This window comes from Xanthobacter autotrophicus ATCC 700552, from assembly GCF_043194565.1.
Taxonomy (GTDB): domain Bacteria; phylum Pseudomonadota; class Alphaproteobacteria; order Rhizobiales; family Xanthobacteraceae; genus Xanthobacter; species Xanthobacter autotrophicus_F.
In genome coordinates, this window is record NZ_JBAFVS010000001.1 from 83,515 (window position 1) to 108,273 (window position 24,759).

Genomic DNA, 24,759 nt, shown 5'->3' on the forward strand with positions numbered 1-24,759 from the left:
CAATCAGCCTTGCCCGGCGGTTAACAGCATCGCGAGTTCCGCCTCGCGGGCGAACGGTGTCCGGCTACTGAGCGCGAGGCGGCGGGCGCGGGCGAGGCCGTGGGTGCCGAAGCGCACGCGGACGGCCTCCTCCACCCATTTTTCCTCCTGCGCCGCCCGGTGCGCGGCGCGCCGGCCGTCCTCGTCCATGAAGGCGAGATGGCGCGAAACCGCATCGTCGAACGCCTCCAGCCCCTCCCCCGTCGCCGCGGACAGGCGGATGACCGGCACTGTCCAGCCCCCTGCCCCGGAGCCGGAAAGCGAAAGCGCACCAGCCACTTCCGAGGCCGCGCGGCGCGCCACTTCCGCCATGTCGGCCTTGGTGACGACGATGATATCCGGCAGTTCCATGACGCCCGCCTTCATGAATTGCAGGCTGTCGCCCGAGGCCGGCTGGATGCACAGCACCACCGTGTCGGCGACGAGGGAGATGTCCGCCTCCGACTGGCCGACCCCCACGGTTTCCACGATGACGAGATCATAGACGGCGCGCAGCAGCACCACCGCCGCCACCGCATCGTCCGACAGGCCGCCGAGCCGGTCGCGTGCGGCCATGGACCGCACGAACACGCCGCGGTCCTCCGGGTCCGTCTTCATGCGGGCGCGGTCGCCCAGCAGGGCGCCACCGGTGCGTCGCGAGGACGGGTCCACCGCCAGGACCGCCACGGTACGGCATGCGGCGCGGGCGCGCTGCACCAGGGCATTGGTGAGTGTGGATTTGCCGACGCCGGGCGGACCGGTCAACCCCAACACATGGGCCTTGCCGGCCTGCGCCGCCTGATCGAGCAGGGCGACGAGGTCCGGCATGCCGCGACGGGTCTCCACCAGCGCGAGCGCCGAGGCCACCGCGCGCTTTCCACCCGTGCGCACGGTGTCGAGATCGAGCATGGGCGGCCGGGCGGCGGTAGTGGGGGCAGACAGCATGACGGCAAGTCTAGAGCGCGATCCGCGCAAATTGAACCAATTTGCAGGGTGAATCCCCCTGAACCCCGAGCCGAGAGCAGGCGTAATCCGCTTGCAATGCAACCGGAGCCATGGGAGCCGCGCAACGGAAAAAGGCGCCGGCCAGGGCCGGCGCCTCTCCCACTGATCGGATCCGTGCGGGGGAACGGAACCGATCAACAGCCGTGGATTCTTTCAGGTCAGCAATTGCCGCGGGACACGCGCACCACCGCGCCATTGCTCTGGCGCAGATAGCAGCGGCCGTCATTGCCCCAGAAGTAGTACGCGCGGTTGCGGTCCTGCTGGTTGCCGATGATGGCGCCGGTGGTACCGCCGATGACGGCGCCGGCCGCAACGCCGCCGGCCGAGCCGGTGACGGCGCCGCCGATGAGCGCGCCCGCCGTGCCGCCGATGAGCGCGCCACCCACCGTGTTGTTCTGCGCCACGGCAGGCGCCACGGTGCCGGCGAAGGTGGCAACGGCCAGGGCCAGGGCGAGGCCAGAACGGATGGTCATGATCTTCCTTTCCGCAGCAACCGGATGCGACCGGTGGCGTGCTGCGATGAATGCTGGTCTAGCAAAGCCTACATGAACACCAGATGAGCAGCACGTTCGGCCGTCATGCAGCTTCGCAACCGTTCTGCATCCACCGTCCGCGGACGTAAAGGGCGGCGCGCACGCTATGATGGCAATCTACCATAATGCCTCCATGCAGACGCGGGCCTGTGCGGGACTGGAATGCTGCACCGCCCGGAACGGCTCTTGCATCGCGAGGTGAGTTCGGTGCAGGCTCCGGCACCCTCGTTCCCAGGACAAACATTCATGAGCGAACGCAACCCCTTCGGCGGGACCATCACGCACCTTTCGCCGGCGGAGGTCCGCCAGGGCCTCGCCGACGGCACCATCCTTCTCGTGGACGTGCGCGAGACGAACGAGATCCAGGCCGAGCGCATCCCGGGCGCCACGCCCTTTCCGCTGAGCAAGTTCGACCCCACCGCCCTGCCCGACCCGGCGGGCAAGCGCCTCGTCTTCTCCTGCCGCTCGGGCCAGCGGTCCCAGCAGGCCGCGGCCTATGCCCAGAAATCGGGACTGGCCTACGAGGAGCACATGAAGGGCGGCATCATCGGCTGGCGCGAAGCCGGTTTTGAGGTCGAGCGCGGCTGAGCTGAAGAGCCCCCGAGACCGATCCGAAACGAAAAACGCGCCGCCCGGCCCCCGGACGGCGCGTTTTCATGTGTCCGGCCCGAAGCCGGATCAAGCGGTGGCGGCGTCCAGCTCGGCGATGATCGCCTTGCCCATGTCCTGCGTGCCGATGGTCTGCGTGCCCGGCCCGGCGATGTCGCCGGTGCGCTTGCCGGAGGCCAGCACGCCGGCGATGGCCTGGTCGATGCGGTCGGCCACCTCGCCCTGGTTGAACGAATAGCGCAGGGCCATGGCCAGCGAGCCGATCATGGCGATGGGGTTGGCGATGCCCTTGCCGGCGATGTCCGGCGCCGAGCCGTGCACCGGCTCGTACAGCGCCGCGCGCTTGCCGGTGGCCGGATCGGCCGCGCCCAGCGAGGCGGAGGGCAGCATGCCCAGCGAGCCGGTGAGCATGGCGGCGATGTCGGAGAGAATGTCGCCGAACAGATTGTCGGTGACGATCACGTCATACTGCTTGGGCCAGCGCACCAGCTGCATGGCCAGCGAATCGGCCAGGTTGTGCTCCAGCTCCACGTCCTTGTAGGCGCGCTCGTGGAGGGCCGTGACCACCTCCTTCCAGAGCACACCGGACTTCATCACATTGTGCTTCTCGGAGGAGGTCACCTTGTTGCGGCGGGTGCGGGCCAGTTCGAAGGCCACGGCGGCGATGCGCTCGATCTCGTAGGTGTCGTAGACCTGCGTGTCGATGGCCCGCTTCTGGGCGTTGCCGAGGTCGATGATGGTCTTCGGCTCGCCGAAATAGACGCCGCCCGTCAGCTCGCGCACGATCAGGATGTCGAGCCCCTCCACCACCTCGCGCTTGAGGGAGGAGGCATCGGCCAGCGCCGGATAGCAGATGGCGGGACGCAGGTTGGCGAACAGCTGCAGGTCCTTGCGCAGGCGCAGCAGGCCCGCCTCGGGGCGCGCCTCATAGGGCACGCTCGCCCACTTGGGGCCGCCCACGGCGCCGAGCAGTATCGCGTCCGCCGCCTTGGCGCTGGCCATGGCAGCCTCGGAAATGGCGACGCCATGCGCCTCATAGGCGCAGCCGCCCACCAGATCCTCTTCGAGGGCGAAGGAGGCAAGGCCCGCCTGGTCGAGCCATGCGGCCACCCGTTTCACCTCGGCCATCACTTCGGGGCCGATGCCGTCGCCGGCGAGGAGGAGCAGCTTGTGGGTGGCCATGGGTGGTGTCCTTGGAGTTCTCTTGGGCGTTCTTCCGGGCCTGCGGCTGTCGAGCCGTCCGGCCTCGATCCGCCTTGCCGCTGTCGCCCCCCTGAAGGCGGCGGTTCCGGCGCGGAGTGCTACGGCCTCGCCTCCTGAAGCGCAAGGGCGCCGGCACAAGATCGTTGCTGCAGTGCGGCGTCAGCCGCCCTTCACGAAGGCGGCGAAAGCGGCCGCGTAGTCCTTGTGCCAGCGCGACAAGGGCGGCCGGTTGGCGATGATGTCGCCCGCGGCCCACGCGATGCGCTTCTGGTCGAGGGCGCGGGTCACGTCATTGTCCGGGCACAGAATGTAGAAATCGCCGGCCTCGAGGCGCTCCAGCATGAAATCCACGGTCTGTTCCGCCGTCCAGGCCCCCGCCGGCTTCTGCGTGCACTCGCCCGCCGCGAGCGGGGTGAACACGAAGCCGGGGATGAACAGATGCGCGGTGACGGCGCAATCCGGCGTGTTGCGCAGCTCATGGGCGAGGGCTTCGGTGAACACCTTCACCCCGGCCTTGGAGACGTTGTAGGCCGGGTCCCCCGGCGGGGTGGTGATGCCCTGCTTGGAGCCGGTATTGACGATGAGCCCCGGCCTGCCGCGGGCGATCATCTTCGGCCCGAACACCCGGGAGCCGAGGATGATGCCCCACAGATTCACCGCGATCACCTTTTCCCAGTTCGCCAGCGGGCCGAACAGCGCGCTGCCGGGCTGGATGCCGGCATTGTTCAGGAGCACGTCCGTGCCGCCGAAGCGCTCCGCCACCTCGGCTTCCAGCCGCTCGATGTCGGACAGTTCGCTCACGTCCGTGGCGACGGCGAGCACATCGGCCGCCCCGCCGGTCGCGATGCCCGCGAGGCGGACGGCGGCGGCCTCCAGCTTTTCCCCCGGCAGGTCGGCGATAGCCACCTTCATGCCCAGCGCGGCGAAGCGGGCGGCGGCGGCAAGGCCGATGCCGGAGGCGCCCCCGGTCACGACCGCCACGGCATCGGGAGCAAGGGCGGGATGGGAGATGGCGGCAGGCGACATGGCTGTTCTCCTTCAGGGGGCGTGCCGTCTCAACGCCGGGTGGCGACGAAGGCTCCCCCGACGATGAGGGCGCAGGCGAGCGCCAGTGACCAGGACGGCGCGGCAAAGCCCGTCGCCACCAGCAGCAGCGTGGACAAAACCGGCGCGGCATAGGAGGCGACGCCCAAAAGGCGCACGTCGCCCCGCTTCATGCCGATGTCCCAGGTGTAGAAGGCCAGCCCCACCGGGCCAATGCCGAGCAGCACCACCGCCGCCCATTCCAGCGCGCCGGACGGCCACACGGTGCGCTCCAGCGCCAGATGGCACAGGCCCGCCAGCACCGCCGTGGCAAGGCAGAAGCCGGCCACCGCCTGGGTGGGCACATCCGCGAAATGGCGCGACGCCACCGAATAGGACGACCAGATGAAGGCGCAGGCGAAGGCGGCCAGATAGCCCGGCGCATAGCGCGCCTCGATGCCGGCAAAGCCGCCTTTCCCCAGCAGCAGCACCACCGTGCCGGCAAAGCCCAGCAGGGCGCCAATGACATGGACGCGCTTCAGCCCGCCGCCGGGCAGGAGGGCCGACAGCAGCACGATGAGCAGCGGCCACAGATAGTTGATGAGGCCGGCTTCCGCCGGCGGCGCCCATTTCAGCGCGGTGAAATAGAGGAAATGGTAGCCGAACAGGCCCCCCACCCCATGCAGATAGGCCAGCGGCCGCTGCACCAGCACGCCCAGCCCCGGCCCGGCCAGCGCCGCCCCCACGCCCACCGCCCCACCGATAGCGAAGGTGAGCGCGGTGAGGAGGAAGGGCGGCACCTGCCCCGTCGCCGCCGTCAGCACGGCAAGGGTCGCCCATAGCAGGATGGCGAGCAGGCCGATGCGGGTGGCGGTGGCGGAGGTCATGACGCGCAGATCACGGCGCGCGGCTCAGGGGCCGAGCAGGTCGATGAGGGCGGGGATCAGCGGCTCGTCGGCGGGGGGCATGGGCACGTCGCGCAGGCGCGCGGGGCGCAGCCATTGCAGCGCCTGGTGCTCCTTGCGCTGGATGGTGCCCTCCCAGCGGCGGCAAATCCACAGGGGCATCAGCAGATGGAAGGTCTCGTAGGCGTGGCTCGCGAAGGTGAGCGGGGCAAGGCAGGCCTCCTTCACCGTGATGCCCAATTCCTCGTCCAGCTCGCGGATGAGCGTCTGTTCCGGCCGCTCCCCCGGCTCCACCTTGCCACCGGGAAACTCCCAAAGGCCGGCCAGCGCCTTGCCCTCCGGCCGCTGGGCCACCAGCACGCGGCCGTCCGCGTCCACCAGGGCGCAGGCGGCGACGAGGGTGATCTTGAGGGGGGGTGCCGGCTTTGGTGCGGATTCTGTCATTCGAGCAGGGTCGATAGCTTGGCGAGGACTTCGTCCACAATATGGGCCGGCGCCGCCTCCACCCGCTGCGCACGCCGCGCCTTGAAATCGAGCGAGCGGGCCTGATCGCACCTCACAATGCCGGTGGTGTCGAGGCCACTGCCCGTAAGCGGAACGGAGAAGCCGATGTTACGGGCAAAGCCGCCTCCGGTGGTGATCGGCACCACGAGCGGCGTCCCGGTGAGGCGGTTGAACTTGCCGGGTGAAACCACGAGGACGCGGCGAAATCCCTGCTGCTCGCGTCCCTCGGTGGGATCCAGCGAAACCTTGTAGATGTCGCCTCGCTCCATCAAATCAGTTCGTCGCCGATGGCGGCGTCGCTCTGCCATGTGTCGTCAGGTTCAAGGCCCTCGCCCGGAACGCGGACCTGCTGCATCTCTTCGCGTGCAGACAACTCCCCCTCCTCCTCGGCCAGCAACTGGTCGAGGGTGTAGCGGGGCCGGCGCAAGCGGACCACCAGCGTCTCGCCCTCAACGGATAGCTCCACGCCCGCGCCTTGGGCGAGGGAGAGTTGATCGAGGATCGTCGGCGGGATCGCAAGCATCACCGATCCGCCGACCTTGCGCAGGTTTGCATATGCCATGACCGGACCTCAGTTATATCCAAATATAACCGCACTCTCCGGACGCGCAAGCCTCACGAGCGATAATCCCCGTTGATCGCCACGTATTCCTTGGTGAGGTCGCAGGTGAGCACCCGGTCGGAGCCGCGGCCGAGGCCGAGGTCCACGAACAGGTCGATCACGTCGTTCCGCATGTAGTGGGAGACCACGGCCTCGTCGTAATCGGGATCGCGCGCGCCTTCATGGGCGACGCGATAGTCGCCGAAGGCGATGGTGAGACGGTCGCGATCGGCGGGCTCGCCGGCCTTGCCCACGGCCATCACCACCCGGCCCCAGTTGGCATCCTCGCCGGCCACGGCGGTCTTCACCAGCGGCGAGTTGGCGATGGACATGGCGATGCGCCGCGCCGACTTTTTCGACACCGCCCCGGTCACCTGGATGCGCAGCAGCTTGCGGGCGCCCTCGCCATCGCGGGCCACCTGTTCGGCGAGGTCGGCGAGCAGGTCCACCAGCGCGCGGCGGAAGGCGCGCAGGTCGGGATCGTCCACGCTCTTCACCACCTTCGCGCCGCGCGCCTTGGCGGCGCCGGTGGCGAACAGCAGCAGCGTGTCGGAGGTGGAGGTGTCGCCATCAATGGTGACGGCGTTGAAGGTATTCCTCACCCCCTTGGAGAGCAGCTCCTGCAGCACGCCGGCGGCAATGGGCGCGTCGGTGAAGACGAAGGAGAGCATGGTCGCCATATCAGGGGCGATCATGCCGGCGCCCTTGGCGATGCCGTTGATGGTCACCGGCACGTCGCCCAGCAGCACCTGGGCGGTGGCAAGCTTGGGGAAGGTGTCGGTGGTCATGATGGCGCGGGCGGCGTCGAGCCACGGCCAGTCCACGAGGCGGCCGGCGGCCTCGGTCAGCGCGCCCTCGAACTTGGTGGCGTCCAGCGGCTCGCCGATGACGCCGGTGGAGGCAAGGAACACCTCCGAGGTCTTGCAGCCCAGCGCGACGGAAGCAATCTCGGCGGTGAGCTGGGTGGCCTCGCGGCCCTTGAGGCCGGTGAAGGCATTGGCATTGCCGGAATTCACCACCAGGGCGCGGGCCTTGCCCTTCTTCAGCAGCTCGCGGCACCACTCCACCGGTGCGGACGGGCACAGGGACTTGGTGGTGACGCCGGCCACCGTGGTGCCGGGCACGAACGACATGACCAGGACGTCGGTGCGCCCAAAATAGCGGATGCCGGCGGCGGCAGTGGTGAAAGTTACCCCGGGCACCGGCAGCAATTCGGGCACGAACTTGGGCGCGAGGGGAGAGATGGTCGACGACATGGCTGTTCCCCGGTGATGGCGCATCTCGTGTGCCGCAGCTTCAGGGTCAAGGCAAGGGCGCCGATGTCGCCGCCGTCACGCCGGGCTATGCGGCCGCATCACCCTGGGTAAATTATGACCGGGATGTCGGGACGGCCGGAGAAGGCCGTCCTTGGAGGGAGCAGGCCGGCCTGGCCCGCGCAAACCCGAGGAGAGCGACATGCGCGTGATGGTGATCGTGAAGGCGACGGCCGACAGCGAAGCGGGCTTCATGCCCTCGTCCGAACTGCTGGAGGCCATGGGCAGGTTCAACGAGGATCTGGCCAATGCGGGCATCATGCTGTCCGGCGACGGCCTGAAGCCGTCCTCGAAGGGCAAGCGCATCGCCTTCGACGGGACGAGCCGCATCGTCATGGACGGCCCCTTCGCTGAAACCAAGGAGCTGATCGCCGGCTATTGGCTGTGGGAGGTCAAGGACATGGAGGAGGCGGTGGCCTGGGTGAAGCGCTGCCCCAACCCCATGCCCGGCCCGAGCGAGATCGAGATCCGCCCGCTCTACGAGATGGCCGACTTCGGCGACGCCGTGACCCCTGAGGCAGTCGCACCCCACGACCGCGCCCGCGAGACCATCGCAAAGCGCTGACGGGACCGGCCGCCCCGCGCGCGAGGGGCATCCCCTCGCGCTTCAATAGCCCCGCTTGCGGTCCACCCGGTTCAAAACCTGCTCGCCCGCCTCGATCCGCCGGATATTCTCCACGATCTGCGGCGCGGCGGTACGCGGGATGGCGATGGAGGCGAGGTGCGGCGTCACCAGCACGTTGTCCATGGCCCAGAGCGGGCTTTCGGCGGGCAGGGGCTCCACCTCGAACACATCGAGGGTCGCCTCGGAAATGTGGCCTGAGCGGAGCGCGTCGATGAGCGCCGCCTCGTCCACCACCGGGCCGCGGGCCACGTTGATGAACTTGGCGCCCTTCGGCAGGTGCGCGAGGCGCGCGGCATTCAGCAGCCCGCGCGTCTGCGGCGTGAGGGGCAGCATCACCACCACGATCTCGCTGCCGGCGAGGAAGCCGGGCAAGGCATCGAGGCCGTGGAAGCAAGAGACGCCCTCCAGCGCCTTGGCGGTGCGCGACCATCCGCGCACGTCAAAACCCTGCCGGGCCAGTTCCAGCGCCGCTGCCGCGCCCAGATCCCCGAGGCCCAGCACGCCCACAGCGATCTCGCCGGCCGTGCGCGGATGCACATAGTGCCAGCGCCCCTCCCGCTGCGCCCGCTCAAAAGTGGGAATCTCGCGGGCGTGGCGCAGCACGCAGAACAGCACGAACGACGCCATCATCTGCGACATGTTCGGGTCGCTGAGGCGGGTGACGGGCACGTCAGGCAAATCGTCCCGCGCCACCAGGGCATCCACACCGGCGCCGAGATTGATGACAAGCTTCAGGTTGGGGAAGCGGGCGAAGAAGCCGTGGGGCGGCTTCCAGGCGAGGGCGTAGCGCACCTCCGCCGGATCGCCTTCCACATGACCGTCCCCCGCCCGCGCGATCCGCACGTCGAGGCCGGGACTGACGGCCTGAAGGGCGCTCTTCCAGTCCTGCCCGATGTCCACGGCGCTGTAGAACACCAGCGCCCCTCTGGCCTGCTCGCTCACGTTCCATCCCCTCCGCCGGCGCCGCGGCCCGCATCGCGGCGGTGCTGACGACCCGTTCGTAGCCCGGCACGCCGACGCCCGCCAAGCGGCAAGGCCTCGTGCTCTTGCTGCGGCCGGGAGGCGTCGGCCCAGCGAGGGTCGGGATGGCGGGCACCGGCTTTCCCGATTTCCCCGCCACTCTTTCAAATCGGGCGGAACCGGAGCGCGACCGCTGCGTTCTCTGGTGCGATGTTGCCGGAAGAACCATCGGATCATGTCAGTTCAAGGTCTTGCGCCAAGTACGGCCCCCGCCGCCCGCACCGTGCTGCTGGTCGAGGACGACGCCCTCGTCCGGCTGGTCACCGCCGCCGAACTGCGGCATTCCGGCCTCACGGTCATCGAGGCGGCCTCGGCGCAGGAGGCCTATGAGGCCATCGTCGCCGGCCTCCATGTGGACGTGGTGTTCACCGACGTGCGCACCGAGGGCAAGCTCGATGGCTACGAGTTTGCCCGTATGCTGAAGGCAGAGCGGCCCGACCTGCCCGTGATCCTCACCTCGGGCCACATGGACGGCGCGGTCGCGGCCATGGTCGCCCCCTTCCTCGCCAAGCCCTACAGCGTGGAAACCGTGATCCAGCTCATCCACGCCCAGTTCGCAGGCGGATCATCCTGATGTCCGAACCCAACGCAACCGAGCCCTGCCCCACCATTCTGGTGGTGGAGACCGATATCCTGGTGCGCCATGTCATCGCCGACTATCTGCGCGGCTGCGGCTACCGGGTGCTGGAGGCGGCGACCGGCGCGGAGGCAGCGTTGATCCTCGACGTGGAGGCGGAGGGCATCGATATCGTGCTCGCCGACGCCGCCGCCACCGGAGACCGGGAAGGCTTCGCCCTGGCCCGCTGGCTGCGGGAGATCCATCCCCACATGGATGTGGTCCTGGCCGGCTCCCCCGCCATGGCCGCCGCCCAGGCCACCGACCTGTGCGAGGACGGACCGGCGGTCGACAAGCCCTATCAGCCCCAGCAGCTCGGTGACCGCATTCGCTGGCTCATGGCCCGCCGCGCGCACAAGCGCTGAAGGCCTTTGCCGGCCTGTGCCGGCGCGCTCACCGCAGCATGTAGCGCACGCCGAAGCGCACCTGATGGGCGACCATGTCGCTCACCGCCAACATCCCCGCGGACGACGGGGAGCCAAGATCGAGGTAACGGTAGCTCAGGTCGAGGCTGAGGTCGGCGCTGAGCCCATAGGACACCCCCGCGCCCGCCGACCACGCGAACTGCCAGTCATTCACCGCCGGACCGAACGCGGCCGGGGCCACATCGAGCGTGGTGATGGAAAAACCAGCCCCGGCGCTGAGATAGGGCGTGAAACCGGCGAGGGTCACCATGTCCCAGTACAGGCTCGCCAGAGCCACCGTCGCATTGGCGGACAGCTCAGCGCCCCCGTTGCGGGCCGAGCCGAGATCGAGATAATCGAGGCTCACCTCGCCGCGCAGGAATGGCAAGAGGCGGTACCCAAGGCCACCACCCACCGACCAGCCCGAGCCGGACAGGTCGAGCCCCGCCGGCACGTCGGCAGTGGTGACGCGCGCGCCGGTGGAGGCCACATAGCCGGCGTCCGCCCGCATGTACCAGCCGGATGGCGCATCGTCCGAAACATCGGGCGGCGCGAGGGAGAAATCGCCGGGGCGGCCAAGCTTGGCCAGCATATCGGCGGTCTCCGGGTCAGCCGCCCGTGCCGCCGTTCCGGCCGACAGCAAGGCCAACGCCGCCGCGCCGACGAGAAGAGAACGCCCCGCACTCCAAAACCGCACCATTGCTTGAACCCGTGCCAAGATCCGCTTTCGAAGCGGACCCTCGCACGGCAAGTTTTAAGGCCGGATTAACCCTGACGAACGGTTAAGCGGGCGCTCAGGCGGCGACCTTCTGGAGCACGTCGATGACGTCGTCGACCACAGTCTCCACCAGGTCGCGGTCGTCGCCCTCGCCCATCACGCGGATCACCGGCTCGGTACCCGAGGGGCGGATGAGCAGGCGCCCGTGATTGGCGAGGCGGCGCTCCGCATCGGCGATCACGATCTTCACCTTCTCGTCCTCCAGCGGGCGGCCGCTGGCGTAGCGCACATTCTTGAGGATCTGCGGCAGCGGATCAAAGCGATGGCACACCTCGGACACCGGCTTGCCCCGCCGCGCCACCACGGCGAGCACCTGCAGCGCGGCCACGAGGCCGTCGCCGGTGGTGGAATAATCCGACAGGATGATATGGCCGGACTGCTCGCCGCCCACATTGTAGCCGTCCGCACGCATGCGTTCGAGCACGTAGCGGTCGCCCACGGCGGTGCGGGCCAGCGAGATGCCCTCCCCCGCCAGATGCCGCTCCAGGCCCAGATTGGACATGACGGTGGCCACCAGCCCGCTGCGGGCGAGGCGGCCGTCTTCCTTGAAGCTCTCGGCCACCACCGCCATCAGCTGGTCGCCGTCCACCACGTGGCCCTTCTCGTCCACGATGATCACCCGGTCGGCGTCACCATCAAGGGCGATGCCGATGTCGGCACGCACTTCCCGCACCTTGGCGGAGAGAGCGGCCGGCGAGGTGGAGCCCACGTCGCGGTTGATGTTCATGCCATCGGGCTCGACGCCGATGGAGACCACGTCGGCACCCAGCTCCCACAGGGCTTCCGGCGCGACCTTGTAGCCGGCGCCATTGGCGCAATCCACCACCACGCGGATGCCGTCGAAGGTCTGGTCGCGCGGCAGGGTGCGCTTGGCATATTCGATATAACGGGCGTGCACGCCTTCCAGCCGCTTGGCCCGGCCGATCTCGGCGGGCTTGGCGAGGCGCTTGGCCATGTCCTCGTCGATCAGTTCCTCGATCTCCCGCTCCACCTCGTCGGAGAGCTTGAAGCCGTCGGGGCCGAACAGCTTGATGCCGTTGTCGTCGAACGGATTGTGCGAGGCCGAGATCATCACGCCGAGGTCGGCGCGCATGGAGCGGGTGAGCATGCCCACCGCAGGCGTCGGCACCGGGCCGAGCAGCAGCACGTCCATGCCCACGGAGGTGAAGCCCGCCACCAGAGCGTTCTCGATCATGTAGCCGGACAGGCGGGTGTCCTTGCCGATGACCACGCGGTGGCGGTATTCGCCCCGCTGGAAGATCAGGCCGGCCGCCATGCCGACCCGCAGCGCCAGATCGGCCGTGAGCGTTGCGTTGGCGCGCCCGCGCACACCGTCCGTTCCGAAATATTTGCGCGACATGTTCCCTCTTGCTCCACGCTGGCGCGGGCACTGATTCCACAGGGTTTATCTGCCTTATCATCCTTCGCGCGCGGCGCGCGATCACTTCTCGTGACCCGTGCGCAATGAAGCAAAGCTCCCCCGCGCCGGGACGACGGCCCGGACGCCTGTTCTCTACGGCTGCAAAAGTGTCAAAAACAATGCCTTGGCCGCAGGGCAAGGCACGACACCCTGCAGAGCCTAGCCTTCAGGCCCAAACGCAGGGTTAAGGCGAAGATTGCGCCGGCCCCGCGCGCAATGCTAGGGCTCCGTTGATTCTTTGCGGAGATTGCCCCTCGTGACCTCAAGCGCCCTCGACGTTCTCGCCATCGGCAATGCCATCGTCGATGTCCTTTCCCGCGCCGAGGAGGATGTGCTGGCCCGGCACGGCATGGTGAAGGGCGGCATGGCCCTCATCGACGAGGCACGGGCGGAGGAGGTCTACGCCGCCATGGGGCCGGGCACCGAGGCCTCCGGCGGCTCGGCGGCCAATACGGCGGCGGGCATCGCCTCCCTCGGCGGACGCGCCGGCTTCGTCGGCCGGGTGAAGGCGGACACCCTCGGCACCGTCTTCGGCCACGACATCCGCGCCGCCGGTGTCGCCTATGCCACGGCCGCCGCCACCGACGGCCCCGCCACCGCGCGCTGCCTGATCCTGGTGACGCCGGATGGCGAGCGCACCATGAACACCTATCTCGGCGCAGCGCAGAACCTCACCACCGCCGACATCCACGCCGTCGAGGTGGAAAGCGCCGCGGTCACCTACCTCGAAGGCTACCTGTGGGACCCGCCCCCCGCCAAGGAGGCCTTCCTCGCCGCCGCGCGGATCGCCCACGGCGCCGGGCGCAAGGTGGCCCTCTCCCTCTCCGACGCCTTCTGCGTGGACCGCTATCGCGCCGAGTTCCTGGACCTGATCCGGGCCGGCACCGTGGACCTCGTGTTCTGCAACGAGGGCGAACTGAAATCCCTCTACGAGACCGCCGATTTCGATGCCGCCCTCGTCGCCCTGCGCGGCGACGCGAGGGAAGCGGTGGTGACGCGCTCGGAGAAGGGTGCCTCCTTCGTCACTTCCGGCGCGGTGGTGAGCGTGCCGGCCCATCCGGTGGAGAAGGTGGTGGACACCACCGGCGCCGGCGACCTCTTCGCCGCCGGCTTCCTCACCGGCTACACCCGCGGGCTGGACCCCGCCACCGCCCTGCGCCTCGGCGCGCTGGCGGCGGGGGAGATCATCGGCCAGATGGGCGCGCGGCCCCAGCGTCCCCTCATCGACCTCGCCCGCGAGGCCGGCCTCCTGTCGTGAGCGATTTGCCGAGCGATTTGCCGGCCGCTCCCGACGCGACCGACGCCGCCGGGCGGGCGCTCGCCGCCATCGACAGCCGCGCCCCGCTGCTGATGGTGCTGGGCGGCGCCGGCACCGGCAAGACCACCTTCCTGCACGCCCTGCGCAAGACCCCGCGCGGGCGGCAGGTGTTCCTCGCCCCCACCGGCGTCGCGGCGCTGCAGGCCGGCGGGCAGACCATCCATTCCTTCTTCGGCATTCCCCCGCGCCTTTTGAACCCCGACGAGGTGAAGCCGCGGGTGCAGGTGCGCCGGCTGCTCAAGAAGCTCGACCGGGTGGTGATCGACGAGGTGTCCATGGTCCGCGCCGACCTCATGGACGCCATCGACATTTCGCTGCGCATCGCCCGCGACACCTCCGAGCCGTTCGGCGGGGTGCAGATGGTGCTGGTGGGGGATTTCCTGCAACTGCCCCCGGTGGTGCCCATGGCCGAGCAGGAGATGCTGGGCCGGATGGGCTATGAGGGTCCCTTCGCCTTCAATGCCAAGGCATTGGCCGACCGCGAGCCGGTCGGCGTGCCGTTCACCCATGTGCACCGGCAGACCGACCGCGCCTTCATCGCCATGCTGGACGCCATCCGGCGCGGACGCGGCGCGCGGGAGGCGGCGGAGGCCCTGAACGCGGCCTGCGTGCGCCCCCATCGCGACGGCGCCCTGCCGGTGCTGCTCACCCCCACCAATGCCCGCGCCGACGCCTATAACGCCCGTGGCCTTGCCACTTTGGCCGACGCCGGCCGCGAATTCTCCGGCCTTTTGAAGGGCGAGTTCGGACTGGAGGGCGACCGCCTGCCGGTGGCGGAACGGCTGGTGCTGAAGCGCGGCGCGCGGGTGATGGCCCTGCGCAACGATCCGGCGCGGCGCTGGGTCAACGGCTCGGTGGGCACGGTGGTGGGGCTGGGCGAGACCTCCGCCATGGTGAAGCTGGATGCCGGGCCGGTGGTGGAGATCGATTCCTTCACCTGGGAGCGCATCCGCTACGGCTGGGACGAGCCCGGCGGCCGCATCGAGGCGCAGGTGGTGGGCACCTACACCCAGCTGCCGCTGGCCCCCGCCTGGGCGCTGACCATGCACAAGGCGCAGGGCCTGACCTTGGAAGACGTGCGCATCGACTTCGGCGACGGCGCCTTCGCCCCGGGCCAGGCCTATGTGGCCCTCTCGCGGGCGCGGTCTTTGGAGGGCCTGTCGCTGGTGCGGGCGATCCGCGGGCAGGATGTGCGCGTGGACCGGCGGGTGGTGGGCTTCATGGAGCGGTTTGAGGGGTGAGGGGCTGGCGAGCCCTAAAACATCGACGTGCGTTGCCTTCTACAATCACAGAGAACAATATCGAGATCAGAGCCTGTCGAAAACGGAGCCCATTCGCGGACTAAACAGGCGCTCGTATGTCCGAAGCAAATACGTATCAGTCATCCCTGCGACGTAATCACTGATCACACGAAGGTCGCCGCCCTCTCTATCAAAGCGACTGAGTGCAGCACGCGGGAGAAGCCGGTAAGGCTCTGCCTGCATGGCCTCAAAGACGGCCACGACCATTTGCTGTCCCTTAAACTCAAGATGCTGAACCTCAGGACTCTTGATAACTGCTTCGAAGACAAACTTCTGAAGAGCATCAAGAAAGACCCTCTGACGCTCCAGAAGTTTGACCCGATAGCGGATTAGCGGCTCATCGAAAATTTCAAGCTCAACAAATTCTACCGCCGTAACAAAGTGATGAACAAGCCGACCAATAAATCGCTTCCGAGAGTCGCTCGATCCAAACAAACCAGAAACCATCGACGAAAATGCATCATTTCCAAACTCATTCGGGTATTTAACCTTGAGAACGTCCAGAAATGAGGAGCAGCTATTTTGAATTTCAACGGAAAAAGACTCCTTCGAAACAAGCCCCATCGCAATGGCATCCTCAAGGTCATGAACCCCGTAGGCAATGTCGTCAGCGACGTCCATGATGCTGCAATCTAAAGATTTGTGCTCCGCCTTCGCATGTCGTTTTTCACTTTTTAAATTACGGATGAATTTATCAACATCATCCTTTGACAACGGCTCAAATATCCATTCAACAACATCCCGCTCCGAATCCATGTAACATTTTGGCGGCTTGCACTTATCGCCATCCAAAACCTTAATAATTGTATTTTTTTCCAAGAGAGACGGCAATATATGCGGATTAAATGCCTCACTGTAAGAAATTGGATACTTGAGAACTCCAAGTAAACTTCGCCTGCAAAGATTAGCTCCCGCATTCGAAGAGAAAGACTCCAGACGCGCCAAGATGCGAAGACTCTGACCATTTCCCTCAAATCCGCCATGAGCGCGCATGCAGTAGTTAAGCGCAACCTCTCCACCGTGACCAAATGGAGGATGGCCAAGATCATGCGTGCACGCAATTGCATGTATCATTGACCGCGGAGGCAATATATTTGTCGCCTTATGATTTTCGAATGTCTTTTTTAACTGCTTTACTATGCCCCCGGCAATTTGCGCAACTTCAAGCGAGTGAGTTAGTCGGGTGCGGTAAAAATCACTATCACCCAAATTGAGAATTTGTGTTTTACCCTGCAGACGCCGGAACGATGCCGAATGAATGACACGCGCATAGTCAATGTCGCCAGTCTCGCGGGCATCCTCGTTCTGCGGATTCCATTTTTCGCGGCGCTTCAGCCAACTCATGTTTTTTCCTACTGCGGGATGGATTGGCAGAGCTTCGCATCCAACATCAATGGAGGCAAGGGGTGCACGTGTTAGGCACAGATATTGCCCTTGCTAAGGACCCGCGCCAGTCGGCTTCCTCTGATAGGTCTTTGTTTGTGCATCGACAGTTAGGACAGCGCGAAAACCGCCTTCGAGCTAGTAGCTGATCCGCCTTTCTATCCCACGCACGAATAGCGACTTAGCTCCGCTCCCCTCAAGCCTCCGCCCAGCGCTCCGACCTGAACGCCACGGCAATCGCCTGGGCCCGCGCGGTGGCGAGATCGTCGTCGTCCAGCCCCTCCGCGTCCACCGTGGCGCAGGCGGTGCGGGCGGCGAGCAGGAGGTCCACCTTGGGGTGGGTGTCGCCTTCCTTGTCGCCATAGCCGAAGTAATCGCAGGTGGAGACCAGCAAAAGCTTGGCGAACAGGTCCGGATCGCTAAAGGCGCCGGTGCGCTCCAGCATGGCGGCCACCGGTCCGGCACGGATGGGCGAGACGCGCCCTACCCGCTCGCATTCCTGAAGCGCCAGCAGGGCGAGGTCCCGGCACACCTCCGGCAGGGCGAAGCGGTCGCAGATGGCGTGGATGCGGGGCAGGCCGCGCTCCATGTGGCGGTAATGCACCGGCAGGTGCTCGCGCGGGGAATCCGACTTGCCCGCATGCATCACCAGCAGCGCGAACCGCACCTCCAGCGGCGCATTGCGCCGGGCCGCCTCGGTGAGCGAATTGAGGATCAGCACGCCGAGGTCGATCTCGTCCGCCGTATCGGTGATGTGCGGCACGCCGAACAGGGACGCCACCTCCGGCAGCACGATCTCCAGCACGCCGCAGTCGCGCAGGGCCTTCACCATGGCGGCGGGGGCCGGCGCCATCAGGCCGCGCTCCAGCTCCGGCCACATGCGGGCGGGGGCGAGGGCATCGAGCGCGCCCACCTCCATCTGCTCGAACATGAGGTCGAGGGTGTCCTCGTCGGCGCTCGCGTCCTGTTGGTTGCTCTCGGCGATGAGGGCCGCGAGGCGCAGCAGCGCGAGACCGGGATGGGTCTCGATCATGTCCTCGATGCGGAAGGGGGGCGTCTTGTCCATCCGGGAATAGGACCATCACCCCAATGGGGAACGCAAGCCCATGAAAAGGGCATGCCTATAACTTAAGCGATTGGGGTTCAGCCCGGCCTATACTGGGATGCGCACGGTGGCCCGCAGCCCGCCCATGGGGCTGTCGGCGAGGATCACCTCCCCGCCATGGGCGCGGGCGATGTCGCGGGCGATGGAAAGGCCGAGGCCCGAGCCGCCGTCATCCTGGTTGCGCGCATCATCCAGCCGCAGGAAGGGGCGGAACACCTCCTCGCGCTTCGCCTCGGGAATGCCCGGCCCGTCGTCGTCCACGCTCACCATCAGCCAGCGGGCATCGCGGGTGCCGGTGATGGCGACGCGGGCGGCGTGGCGCACCGCATTGTTCACGAGGTTGCCGACACAGCGCTTGAGCTGGTCGCCCTTCACCTCCACCAGCGGCGGGCCCATGAAGCTGGCCTGCGCGATGGCGCCATCGCGCTCGGCATTGAGGCGCAGGTCCTCCACCAGCGCCGCCATGTCGGTGAGCACGGCCTGCTCGCCGGGATCGCCGCGGGCGAAGGCGAGATAGGCCTCCAGCATGCCGGCCAGTTCGTCCACGTCCTTCTTCAGCGCCTCGGTCTCCGGCCCCTCCTCCAAAAAGGCCAGCTCCAGCTTGAAGCGGGTGAGGATGGTGCGCATGTCGTGGGAGACGCCGGCGAGCATGGTGGTGCGCTGCTCGATCTGCCGCTCGATGCGCCGCTTCATCTCCAGGAAGGCGATGGCCGCGCGCCGCACCTCGCGGGCGCCGCGGGGGCGGAAATTCTCCACGTCCCGCCCCTTGCCGAAGGCCTCGGCGGCATCCGCAAGGTTCTCGATGGGGCGGATCTGGTTGCGCAGGAACAGGATGGCCACCGTCAACAAAACCAGAGATGTCCCCACCATCCACAGGATGAAGATGTGCGAGTTGGAGGCATAGGCGGCATTGCGCGGGGCGAAGATGCGCAAAACCGCGTCCTCCATCTTGATGCGCACCTCGATGAGGTTGGAGCGCCCCACCGTGTCGATCCATACCGGCTGCTGGATGCGGCGGCCGATCTCCCGCGACAGGGAGCTGTCGAGCACCGAGAAGAAGGGCTTGGGCCCCGGCGGCGGCAGCGGGTCCGGCGGCAGCACGGTGACGTTGAGGGCGAGGTTGCGCCAGGCGACACGGCGCAGCTCGGTGAAGTCCTTGTCCTTGGGCAGCAGATCGTAGAGCGCCACCACCGCCGAGATGTCCTGGCTGACCGCCGCGGACAGGCGGCGCGTGACGGTATTATAATGGCGCTCCATGAAGACGAAGGCCACCACCGACTGCAGGATCACCATGGGGGTGACGATGATGAGCAGCGAGCGCGGATAAAGCCCCTTGGGCGTCACCCGGTTGAACCAGGCGGCAAAGCGCGTGTTGGCGTCCCGCAGCCAGGCGGCGAGCACGCGCAATCCGGACGGCCCGCTCTCGGCCACGCTCAAGGCGTCACCACCAGGCGATAGCCGATGCCGCGCACCGTCTGCAGGAACACCGGATTGGCGGGATCGCGCTCCAGCTTGCGGCGCAGGCGGTTCACCTGCACGTCCACGGCGCGCTCGCTCGCTGCCCCGCCGCCGGCCAGCGCAAGGCGCGGCACGGTCTCGCCCGGCGCCTCGGCCAACGCCCGCAGCATGTCGCGCTCGCGCTCGGTGATGCGCACGATCTCGGTGTTGCGGGTCAGTTCGCCCCGCTCCAGGTGAAAGGCGAACTCGCCGAAGCGCACGCTCTCGATGGCCTTCTGCGCCGGCGGCAGCGCCCGCTTCAGGATGGAGCCGATGCGCAGCAGAAGCTCGCGCGGCTCGAACGGCTTGGCGAGATAATCGTCCACGCCCGCCTCCAGGCCGGTTATGCGGTCGGAGGTCTCCGAACGGGCGGTGAGCATCAGGATGGGCACGGCGGAGGAGCGCCGCAGGTCGCGGGCAAGGTCCAGCCCGCTCTCTCCGGGCATCATCACGTCGAGCACCAGCAGGTCGAAGGCGAGCCCGTCCAGCCGGCTGCGCGCCTCGGCGGCATTGGCGGCGGTGGTCACGCGGTAGCCGTGCTCGGTGAGGAAGCGCGACAAGAGGGTGCGGATGCGGTTGTCGTCGTCCACCACCAGAAGATGGGGCGCATCATCGGCGACGGGCACGGGGGCGGGCGCGGCGGCGCCGGAAGCGGCATCAGACATGGGGGCGCTCGCAAATCACACGCGTGCAAATCACACGCGTGCAGGTCTCGGTCATGCCGGTCTCGGTCATGGCCCGACCGGGCTGTTCGAAGGGGCGGCCGGCCGGACCACCCGGCGTGCCGTCACGCCGGCCGGGCCCGGGCCGCGCGGTCGGCGCGCTCGATAAGGCGCTCCACCGCGGTGCGATCCTCCGGGTCGATCATGGCGAGAAGAAAGCGCTGCACCGCCTCCCGGCCGTCGGGCCCGCTCGCCTCCAGCGCCGTGGCCATGCGCCGGCTCTGCAGGCCGACGAACTGGCGCGCCAGCGCCTCGCCCTTCGCGGTGGGAAACAGCAGGCGCTGGCGACGGTCCGATGACCCCGCCCGGCTTTCCACGAAGCCTTCGTCCACCAGCTCGCGCAGCACGCGGCCCAGGCTCTGCTTGGTGATGCGCAGGATGTCGAGCAGGTCGGTCACCCGCATGCCGGGATGCCGGTTCACGAAATGGACAACACGATGATGCGCCCGGCCGAAGCCGATGGGCGCCAGGATCTGGTCCGGATCGCCCACGAAGTCCCTGTAGGCGAAGAACAAAAGCTCGATGAAATCCACCAGCGGCACGCCGGCCGCCGCGTCCTCGCGCGCCGTGACCGAAGGGGGAAGCGCGGGGTCCATGAGAGAATTTATGTCAGTCATGTTGACTTTTTCGTTCTGATCGTTACTTCAGGAGCCGGTTCTACGAAATGATCGGTCGCCCAGCCTCGACACAAGGTTCGATCATTTCGTGGCTTTGCCGGCTTCTTGAGCAGGCGTAAAGATATCCCCATGCGGCATCGCTGGAAAGCGGCGGTTGTAGCGGGAGAAGCCGCGCGGACGACGCGGTTGGAAAAAGGAGTTCGAGATCATGAGCGCTCAGGGTGTCCCCTTCGACCAACGTGACGGCTGGATCTGGTACGACGGCGTGTTCGTGCCGTGGGCCGATGCCAAGCTGCATGTGCTGTCCCATGGCCTGCACTACGGCAGCACCGTGTTCGAGGGCGAGCGCGCCTATGGCGGCACGATCTTCAAGAGCGCCGAGCATTCCGAGCGCCTGCGCCTGTCCGCCGAGATGCTGGATTTCACCATCCCCTACACCATCGGCGAGATCGACGCGGCCAAGAAGGCGACCCTCGAGAAGAACAATCTCGTGGACGCCTATATCCGCCCCGTGGCCTGGCGCGGCAGCGAGATGATGGGCGTCGCCGCCCAGAAGAACACCATCCACCTCGCCATCGGCGTGTGGGAGTGGCCGAGCTATTTCGATCCCGAGCAGCGCCAGAAGGGCCTGCGGCTCGACCTGTCGCAGTGGCGCCGGCCCGATCCCGCCACCATCCCCTGCAAGGCGAAGGCGGCCGGTCTCTACATGATCTGTACCATCTCCAAGCATCGGGCCGAGCGCCGCGGCTTCGCCGACGCGCTGATGCTCGACTATCGCGGCTATGTGGCCGAATGCACCGGCGCCAACGTCTTCTTCGTGAAGGACGGCGTGATCCACACCCCCACCCCGGACTGCTTCCTCGACGGCCTCACCCGCCGCACGGTGATCGACATCGCCCGCCGCCACGGCATCGAGGTGGTGGAGCGCCACATCATGCCGGAGGAGCTCGCCTCCTTCACCGAATGCTTCATCACCGGCACCGCCGCCGAGGTGACCCCTGTGGGCTCCATCGCCGACTGGCACTTCGCCCCGTCGGGAATCACCCATCAGCTGATGGATTCCTACTCCGCCGAAGTGCGCCCGAAGCAGCAGGCCGCCTGAGGCCACGGACCGGACAGACCTGCGGAAAAGGACCTGCGGAAAGGGCGTCGCTCGCGCGGCGCCTTTTTTGTTTGGCCCGGGGCAAGGCTCCCTTGTCACCGTCCTTGTCACTGAAACGTCATCCGCCACCACAAGGTGTTGACGCTCCAGCCGAAGCACGCCACACCTTGCGGGTGAACGCGCACCCTAGAAACTCCCTCCTCCAGAGCGGCCTGCGCCGTCTCGAAGCCGTACCCGTCATCGGTCCCCTGCTCGCTTCGGTAAGCGGCATGGAACGGGCGACCCTGGCGGTTCTCGGCTTCGTCGCCATTGCCTTCTACGTCTTCATCGAGGTGGCCGACGAGGTGATGGAGGGCGCCACCGGCGGGCTCGACCGCGGCATCCTCCTCGCCCTGCGCAATCCCGCCGACCCGTCCGACCCCCTTGGGCCGCCGTGGCTTGAGGAGGCCATGCGGGACTTCACCGCCCTCGGCGGAACCAGCGTGCTCACCCTGCTCACCCTGCTGGTGGTCGTCTTCCTCATGATGACGCGCAAGCGCCATGCGGCCTGGCTCGTCCTTTTGTCCGTGGCGGGCGGCACCGCCTTGTCCCAGATCCTGAAATGGGGGTTCGATCGCCCCCGGCCGGACCTCGTGCCCCACGGCATGGAGGTCTACAGCCAGAGCTTTCCCTCCGGCCATGCCATGCTCTCGGCAGTGGTCTATCTGACGCTGGGCGCGCTGTTGGCGCGCACGCAGGCGCGGACGCGGGTCAAGGTCTTCTTCCTGGGCTCGGCGGCGGCGCTCACCGTCATCGTCGGCATCAGCCGCATCTATCTCGGTGTGCACTGGCCCACCGACGTGCTCGGCGGCTGGGCCCTGGGCGCGGCCTGGGCCTGTTCCTGCTGGCTGCTGATGCTGTGGCTGCAGCGCCGGGGCGAGGTGGAGGGCGAAAATGGGATGCCCGCCACCGGTGAAGCCGGCTAGAGCGTTTTCGAGCGAAGTGGATACCGGTTCGCGTAAAGAAAACGCGTAAACTCAATAACCTAGAGCATTCCCCTGATTCAGTGAAACGGGGAAATGCTCTAGAGCGTTTTCGAGCGAAGTGGATACCGGCTCGCGTAAAGAAAACGCGTAAACTCAATAACCTAGAGCACGCGCCGATCAGATTGCATCGCAATCTGATCGGATAACGCTCTAACCCCCGCCTCAGGCGCGGAAATACAGGCTGTGGTCGAAACCGTTGAGGATCGCGGAAGTCGGCAGGATCGGCAGCGTCCCATAGAACTCCGCGACCGACTGCAGGGTATTGGGCACCGCGGCAAACTCGTCCACGATGCGGCAATAGTCACGCGACAGGGTTGCGTTGTCCGGATCCAGGTTGGTCACGAAGACGAGGCCGGTGGGTGGTGCATCAAGGCAGATGACCCGGAGATCGGGCCGGTACTTTCGCAGGATCGCCACCACCTTCCAGACATCGCCCGTCCACCAGCCCTCATGGCGCGTGCCCTTGCTCAGCCGCAAGGCATCCGACATTGATCTGGGCAACATGGTGTCGCCGACCGGCAGACAGTCGTGCATCGCGATCAGGGAACGGGGGGCGCACAGCCGCTCGGTATTGTAGAAATCACGCAGAAGATATTCGAACTGGTGCAGCCCATCGAGGAACGCCAAGTCGATGGGTCCACCCAGCGCCTCTTTTACGTCCACCTCGTCGAAGAAGGCATCGCTCGGCATCTGAAAGAGGCGCACGTCCTTTTTCCCGCTCGTCACGTTCTGACCGAGCTGGAAGGCCGGGTCCACGCCGATGGCGCGCTCGCAGGCGATTTGAGAGAAGCAATCGCCTTTGCAGACCCCCACCTCAAGATAGCGCTTCACACTGCGCGTCTTGGCGAGCTTCTTCAGAACGGTGACGTAGTATTCACCGCCAAGTTCGGTGGGATGACCAGCCAAGATGGGAGAGATCACCTCCACCGGATGGACCGGCGCCTCAGGCCGCTCTGCTGCGGTGTCGCGTGCGAGAACCTCGGTGATCATGAGTCCATCCCACCCTTCGCAAGGCATCATTGTCGCGTCGGTCCGGACCGCCGAACGACCTCTTGCCCCGTTTATGCGTTGGGAATCATTTAAGCGATCACAACCGTTCCGCGCAATATCCAGCCCAATCCACTGCAGCAAAACACGTCAGTCGAACAGGCTCGAGACCGATTCCTCGTGGGCCGTGCGGGCGATGGCCTCACCGATGAGGGTGGCGATGGACAGCACGCGGATGTTGCGGGCCACGCGCACCGCCTCGGTGGGCTGGATCGAATCGGTGATCACCAGTTCCTTGAGCTTGGACGCGGTGATGCGCGCCACCGCCCCGCCCGACAGCACCCCGTGGGTGATGTAGGCGTGCACCTCCCTGGCGCCGCGGGCGAGCAGGGCCTCGGCCGCATTCACCAGCGTGCCGCCCGAATCGACGATGTCGTCGACCAGGATGCAGGAGCGGCCTTCCACGTTGCCGATGACGTTCATCACCTCGCTCTCGCCGGGGCGCTCGCGGCGCTTGTCGACGATGGCGAGCTGGGCGTCGATGCGCTTGGCCAGCGCCCGGGCGCGGACCACGCCGCCCACGTCCGGCGACACCACCATGACGTTGGAGAGGTCGAACCGCTCCTTGATGTCGCGCACCATCACCGGGGCCGAATAGAGGTTGTCGGTGGGGATGTCGAAGAAGCCCTGGATCTGGCCGGCATGCAGGTCCAGCGTCATCACCCGGTCGGCGCCGGCATGGGTGATCAGGTTGGCCACCAGCTTGGCGGAGATGGGCGTGCGCGGGCCCGGCTTGCGGTCCTGCCTGGCGTAGCCGAAATAGGGCAGCACCGCGGTGATGCGCTTGGACGAGGCCCGGCGCAGCGCATCGATGATGATGAGCAGTTCCATCAGGTGATCGTTGGCGGGGAAGGCCGTGGACTGCACCACGAACACATCCTGCCCGCGCACGTTCTCCTGGATCTCGACGAAGATTTCCATGTCCGCGAAGCGCCGCACCACCGCTTTGGTCAGCGGGGTGGCGAGATAAGCGGCGATGGCTTCAGCGAGCGCGCGGTTTGAGTTGCCCGCGACGAGCTTCATGGATCCGTTCTCCGCTGACATGGGTCGCTCCGCCCCGGCCGC

At 67.0% G+C, this 24,759-nt stretch carries 27 protein-coding genes; 8 read left to right on the plus strand and 19 right to left on the minus strand.

What is annotated here, in order from left to right; translation table 11 throughout:
* Positions 1-3: 3 nt before the first annotated feature.
* Both meaB and V5F48_RS00400 read right to left on the minus strand, forming a co-directional pair.
* Positions 4-963, minus strand: a complete 960-nt coding sequence (gene meaB / locus V5F48_RS00395) for a methylmalonyl Co-A mutase-associated GTPase MeaB (protein WP_394038955.1) — start codon at positions 961-963, stop codon at positions 4-6.
* Positions 964-1,181: 218 nt separating this feature from the next.
* Complete coding sequence (locus tag V5F48_RS00400; RefSeq protein WP_394038957.1) at positions 1,182-1,496, minus strand: glycine zipper domain-containing protein; 315 nt, start codon at positions 1,494-1,496, stop codon at positions 1,182-1,184.
* Between the two features lie 306 nt (positions 1,497-1,802).
* Here V5F48_RS00400 and V5F48_RS00405 point away from each other — a divergent pair, with 306 nt between their 5' ends.
* On the plus strand, positions 1,803-2,144 hold the full coding sequence (locus tag V5F48_RS00405; protein ID WP_394038959.1) for a rhodanese-like domain-containing protein: 342 nt from the start codon (positions 1,803-1,805) through the stop codon (positions 2,142-2,144).
* Between the two features lie 90 nt (positions 2,145-2,234).
* On the opposite strand, the gene leuB is transcribed toward V5F48_RS00405, so the two are convergent.
* The 7 genes from leuB to argJ form a co-directional block, all read right to left on the minus strand.
* Positions 2,235-3,347, minus strand: coding sequence for a 3-isopropylmalate dehydrogenase (gene leuB, locus V5F48_RS00410; protein WP_394038961.1), 1,113 nt, complete (start codon positions 3,345-3,347; stop codon positions 2,235-2,237).
* Positions 3,348-3,527: 180 nt separating this feature from the next.
* Positions 3,528-4,379: an SDR family NAD(P)-dependent oxidoreductase gene (locus tag V5F48_RS00415; RefSeq protein WP_394039488.1), complete on the minus strand. Its 852-nt coding sequence runs from the start codon at positions 4,377-4,379 to the stop codon at positions 3,528-3,530.
* 44 nt (positions 4,380-4,423) lie between these two features.
* Entirely contained in the window at positions 4,424-5,278 is an 855-nt protein-coding gene (yddG, locus tag V5F48_RS00420; protein ID WP_394038963.1) for an aromatic amino acid exporter YddG, read from the minus strand.
* Positions 5,279-5,302: 24 nt separating this feature from the next.
* On the minus strand, positions 5,303-5,740 hold the full coding sequence (locus V5F48_RS00425; RefSeq protein ID WP_394038965.1) for a (deoxy)nucleoside triphosphate pyrophosphohydrolase: 438 nt from the start codon (positions 5,738-5,740) through the stop codon (positions 5,303-5,305).
* The gene (locus V5F48_RS00430) at positions 5,737-6,069 is read right to left on the minus strand and encodes a type II toxin-antitoxin system PemK/MazF family toxin (RefSeq protein WP_394038967.1); all 333 of its coding nucleotides are present in this window, start codon (positions 6,067-6,069) and stop codon (positions 5,737-5,739) included. Before V5F48_RS00430 ends, V5F48_RS00425 begins: the two co-directional genes overlap by 4 nt.
* Positions 6,069-6,362, minus strand: a complete 294-nt coding sequence (locus tag V5F48_RS00435) for an AbrB/MazE/SpoVT family DNA-binding domain-containing protein (protein ID WP_394038969.1) — start codon at positions 6,360-6,362, stop codon at positions 6,069-6,071. Before V5F48_RS00435 ends, V5F48_RS00430 begins: the two co-directional genes overlap by 1 nt.
* Before the next feature lie 53 nt (positions 6,363-6,415).
* Entirely contained in the window at positions 6,416-7,657 is a 1,242-nt protein-coding gene (gene argJ, locus V5F48_RS00440) for a bifunctional glutamate N-acetyltransferase/amino-acid acetyltransferase ArgJ (protein WP_394038971.1), read from the minus strand.
* A 199-nt stretch (positions 7,658-7,856) separates the two neighbouring features.
* Here argJ and V5F48_RS00445 point away from each other — a divergent pair, with 199 nt between their 5' ends.
* A complete protein-coding gene (locus tag V5F48_RS00445; RefSeq protein ID WP_394038973.1) occupies positions 7,857-8,279 on the plus strand; it encodes a YciI family protein in 423 nt (140 codons plus the stop codon).
* A 42-nt stretch (positions 8,280-8,321) separates the two neighbouring features.
* On the opposite strand, the gene V5F48_RS00450 is transcribed toward V5F48_RS00445, so the two are convergent.
* The gene (locus V5F48_RS00450; protein ID WP_394038974.1) at positions 8,322-9,281 is read right to left on the minus strand and encodes a 2-hydroxyacid dehydrogenase; all 960 of its coding nucleotides are present in this window, start codon (positions 9,279-9,281) and stop codon (positions 8,322-8,324) included.
* A 253-nt stretch (positions 9,282-9,534) separates the two neighbouring features.
* Between V5F48_RS00450 and V5F48_RS00455 the strand changes: the two genes are divergently transcribed.
* The gene (locus V5F48_RS00455; RefSeq protein ID WP_394038976.1) at positions 9,535-9,933 is read left to right on the plus strand and encodes a response regulator; all 399 of its coding nucleotides are present in this window, start codon (positions 9,535-9,537) and stop codon (positions 9,931-9,933) included.
* Entirely contained in the window at positions 9,933-10,340 is a 408-nt protein-coding gene (locus V5F48_RS00460) for a response regulator transcription factor (protein ID WP_394038978.1), read from the plus strand. The genes V5F48_RS00455 and V5F48_RS00460 overlap by 1 nt, the downstream gene beginning before the upstream one ends.
* Before the next feature lie 28 nt (positions 10,341-10,368).
* On the opposite strand, the gene V5F48_RS00465 is transcribed toward V5F48_RS00460, so the two are convergent.
* Positions 10,369-11,079, minus strand: a complete 711-nt coding sequence (locus V5F48_RS00465) for an outer membrane protein (RefSeq protein ID WP_394038980.1) — start codon at positions 11,077-11,079, stop codon at positions 10,369-10,371.
* A gap of 94 nt (positions 11,080-11,173) precedes the next feature.
* The gene (glmM, locus tag V5F48_RS00470; RefSeq protein ID WP_394038982.1) at positions 11,174-12,517 is read right to left on the minus strand and encodes a phosphoglucosamine mutase; all 1,344 of its coding nucleotides are present in this window, start codon (positions 12,515-12,517) and stop codon (positions 11,174-11,176) included.
* 316 nt (positions 12,518-12,833) lie between these two features.
* Here glmM and V5F48_RS00475 point away from each other — a divergent pair, with 316 nt between their 5' ends.
* Both V5F48_RS00475 and V5F48_RS00480 read left to right on the plus strand, forming a co-directional pair.
* Entirely contained in the window at positions 12,834-13,835 is a 1,002-nt protein-coding gene (locus tag V5F48_RS00475) for an adenosine kinase (protein WP_394038984.1), read from the plus strand.
* Entirely contained in the window at positions 13,832-15,136 is a 1,305-nt protein-coding gene (locus V5F48_RS00480; RefSeq protein WP_394038986.1) for an ATP-dependent DNA helicase, read from the plus strand. Before V5F48_RS00475 ends, V5F48_RS00480 begins: the two co-directional genes overlap by 4 nt.
* 66 nt (positions 15,137-15,202) lie before the next feature.
* On the opposite strand, the gene V5F48_RS00485 is transcribed toward V5F48_RS00480, so the two are convergent.
* From V5F48_RS00485 to V5F48_RS00505, 5 genes are all read right to left on the minus strand, one after another.
* The gene (locus V5F48_RS00485) at positions 15,203-16,540 is read right to left on the minus strand and encodes an anti-phage deoxyguanosine triphosphatase (RefSeq protein ID WP_394038988.1); all 1,338 of its coding nucleotides are present in this window, start codon (positions 16,538-16,540) and stop codon (positions 15,203-15,205) included.
* 235 nt (positions 16,541-16,775) lie between these two features.
* On the minus strand, positions 16,776-17,645 hold the full coding sequence (locus tag V5F48_RS00490) for a tRNA nucleotidyltransferase (RefSeq protein ID WP_394038990.1): 870 nt from the start codon (positions 17,643-17,645) through the stop codon (positions 16,776-16,778).
* Positions 17,646-17,732: 87 nt separating this feature from the next.
* Complete coding sequence (locus V5F48_RS00495) at positions 17,733-19,121, minus strand: ATP-binding protein (protein WP_394038992.1); 1,389 nt, start codon at positions 19,119-19,121, stop codon at positions 17,733-17,735.
* Positions 19,118-19,846 (minus strand): response regulator, encoded by a 729-nt coding sequence (locus V5F48_RS00500; RefSeq protein ID WP_394038994.1) that lies wholly within the window; start codon positions 19,844-19,846, stop codon positions 19,118-19,120. The genes V5F48_RS00495 and V5F48_RS00500 overlap by 4 nt, the downstream gene beginning before the upstream one ends.
* A 122-nt stretch (positions 19,847-19,968) precedes the next feature.
* Positions 19,969-20,520 carry a MarR family winged helix-turn-helix transcriptional regulator gene (locus tag V5F48_RS00505; protein ID WP_394038996.1) on the minus strand — a complete coding sequence of 184 codons (552 nt, stop codon included), beginning with the start codon at positions 20,518-20,520 and terminating at the stop codon, positions 19,969-19,971.
* A 208-nt stretch (positions 20,521-20,728) separates the two neighbouring features.
* Here V5F48_RS00505 and V5F48_RS00510 point away from each other — a divergent pair, with 208 nt between their 5' ends.
* Together V5F48_RS00510 and V5F48_RS00515 are read left to right on the plus strand one after the other, a co-directional pair.
* Positions 20,729-21,622 carry a branched-chain amino acid aminotransferase gene (locus tag V5F48_RS00510; RefSeq protein WP_394038998.1) on the plus strand — a complete coding sequence of 298 codons (894 nt, stop codon included), beginning with the start codon at positions 20,729-20,731 and terminating at the stop codon, positions 21,620-21,622.
* A 269-nt stretch (positions 21,623-21,891) separates the two neighbouring features.
* Entirely contained in the window at positions 21,892-22,587 is a 696-nt protein-coding gene (locus V5F48_RS00515) for a phosphatase PAP2 family protein (protein ID WP_394039000.1), read from the plus strand.
* 222 nt (positions 22,588-22,809) lie between these two features.
* Here V5F48_RS00515 and V5F48_RS00520 read toward each other — a convergent pair whose 3' ends face one another.
* On the minus strand, positions 22,810-23,637 hold the full coding sequence (locus V5F48_RS00520) for a class I SAM-dependent methyltransferase (RefSeq protein WP_394039001.1): 828 nt from the start codon (positions 23,635-23,637) through the stop codon (positions 22,810-22,812).
* Positions 23,638-23,784: 147 nt separating this feature from the next.
* Positions 23,785-24,738: a ribose-phosphate pyrophosphokinase gene (locus tag V5F48_RS00525; RefSeq protein WP_282642106.1), complete on the minus strand. Its 954-nt coding sequence runs from the start codon at positions 24,736-24,738 to the stop codon at positions 23,785-23,787.
* Positions 24,739-24,759 lie beyond the last annotated feature (21 nt).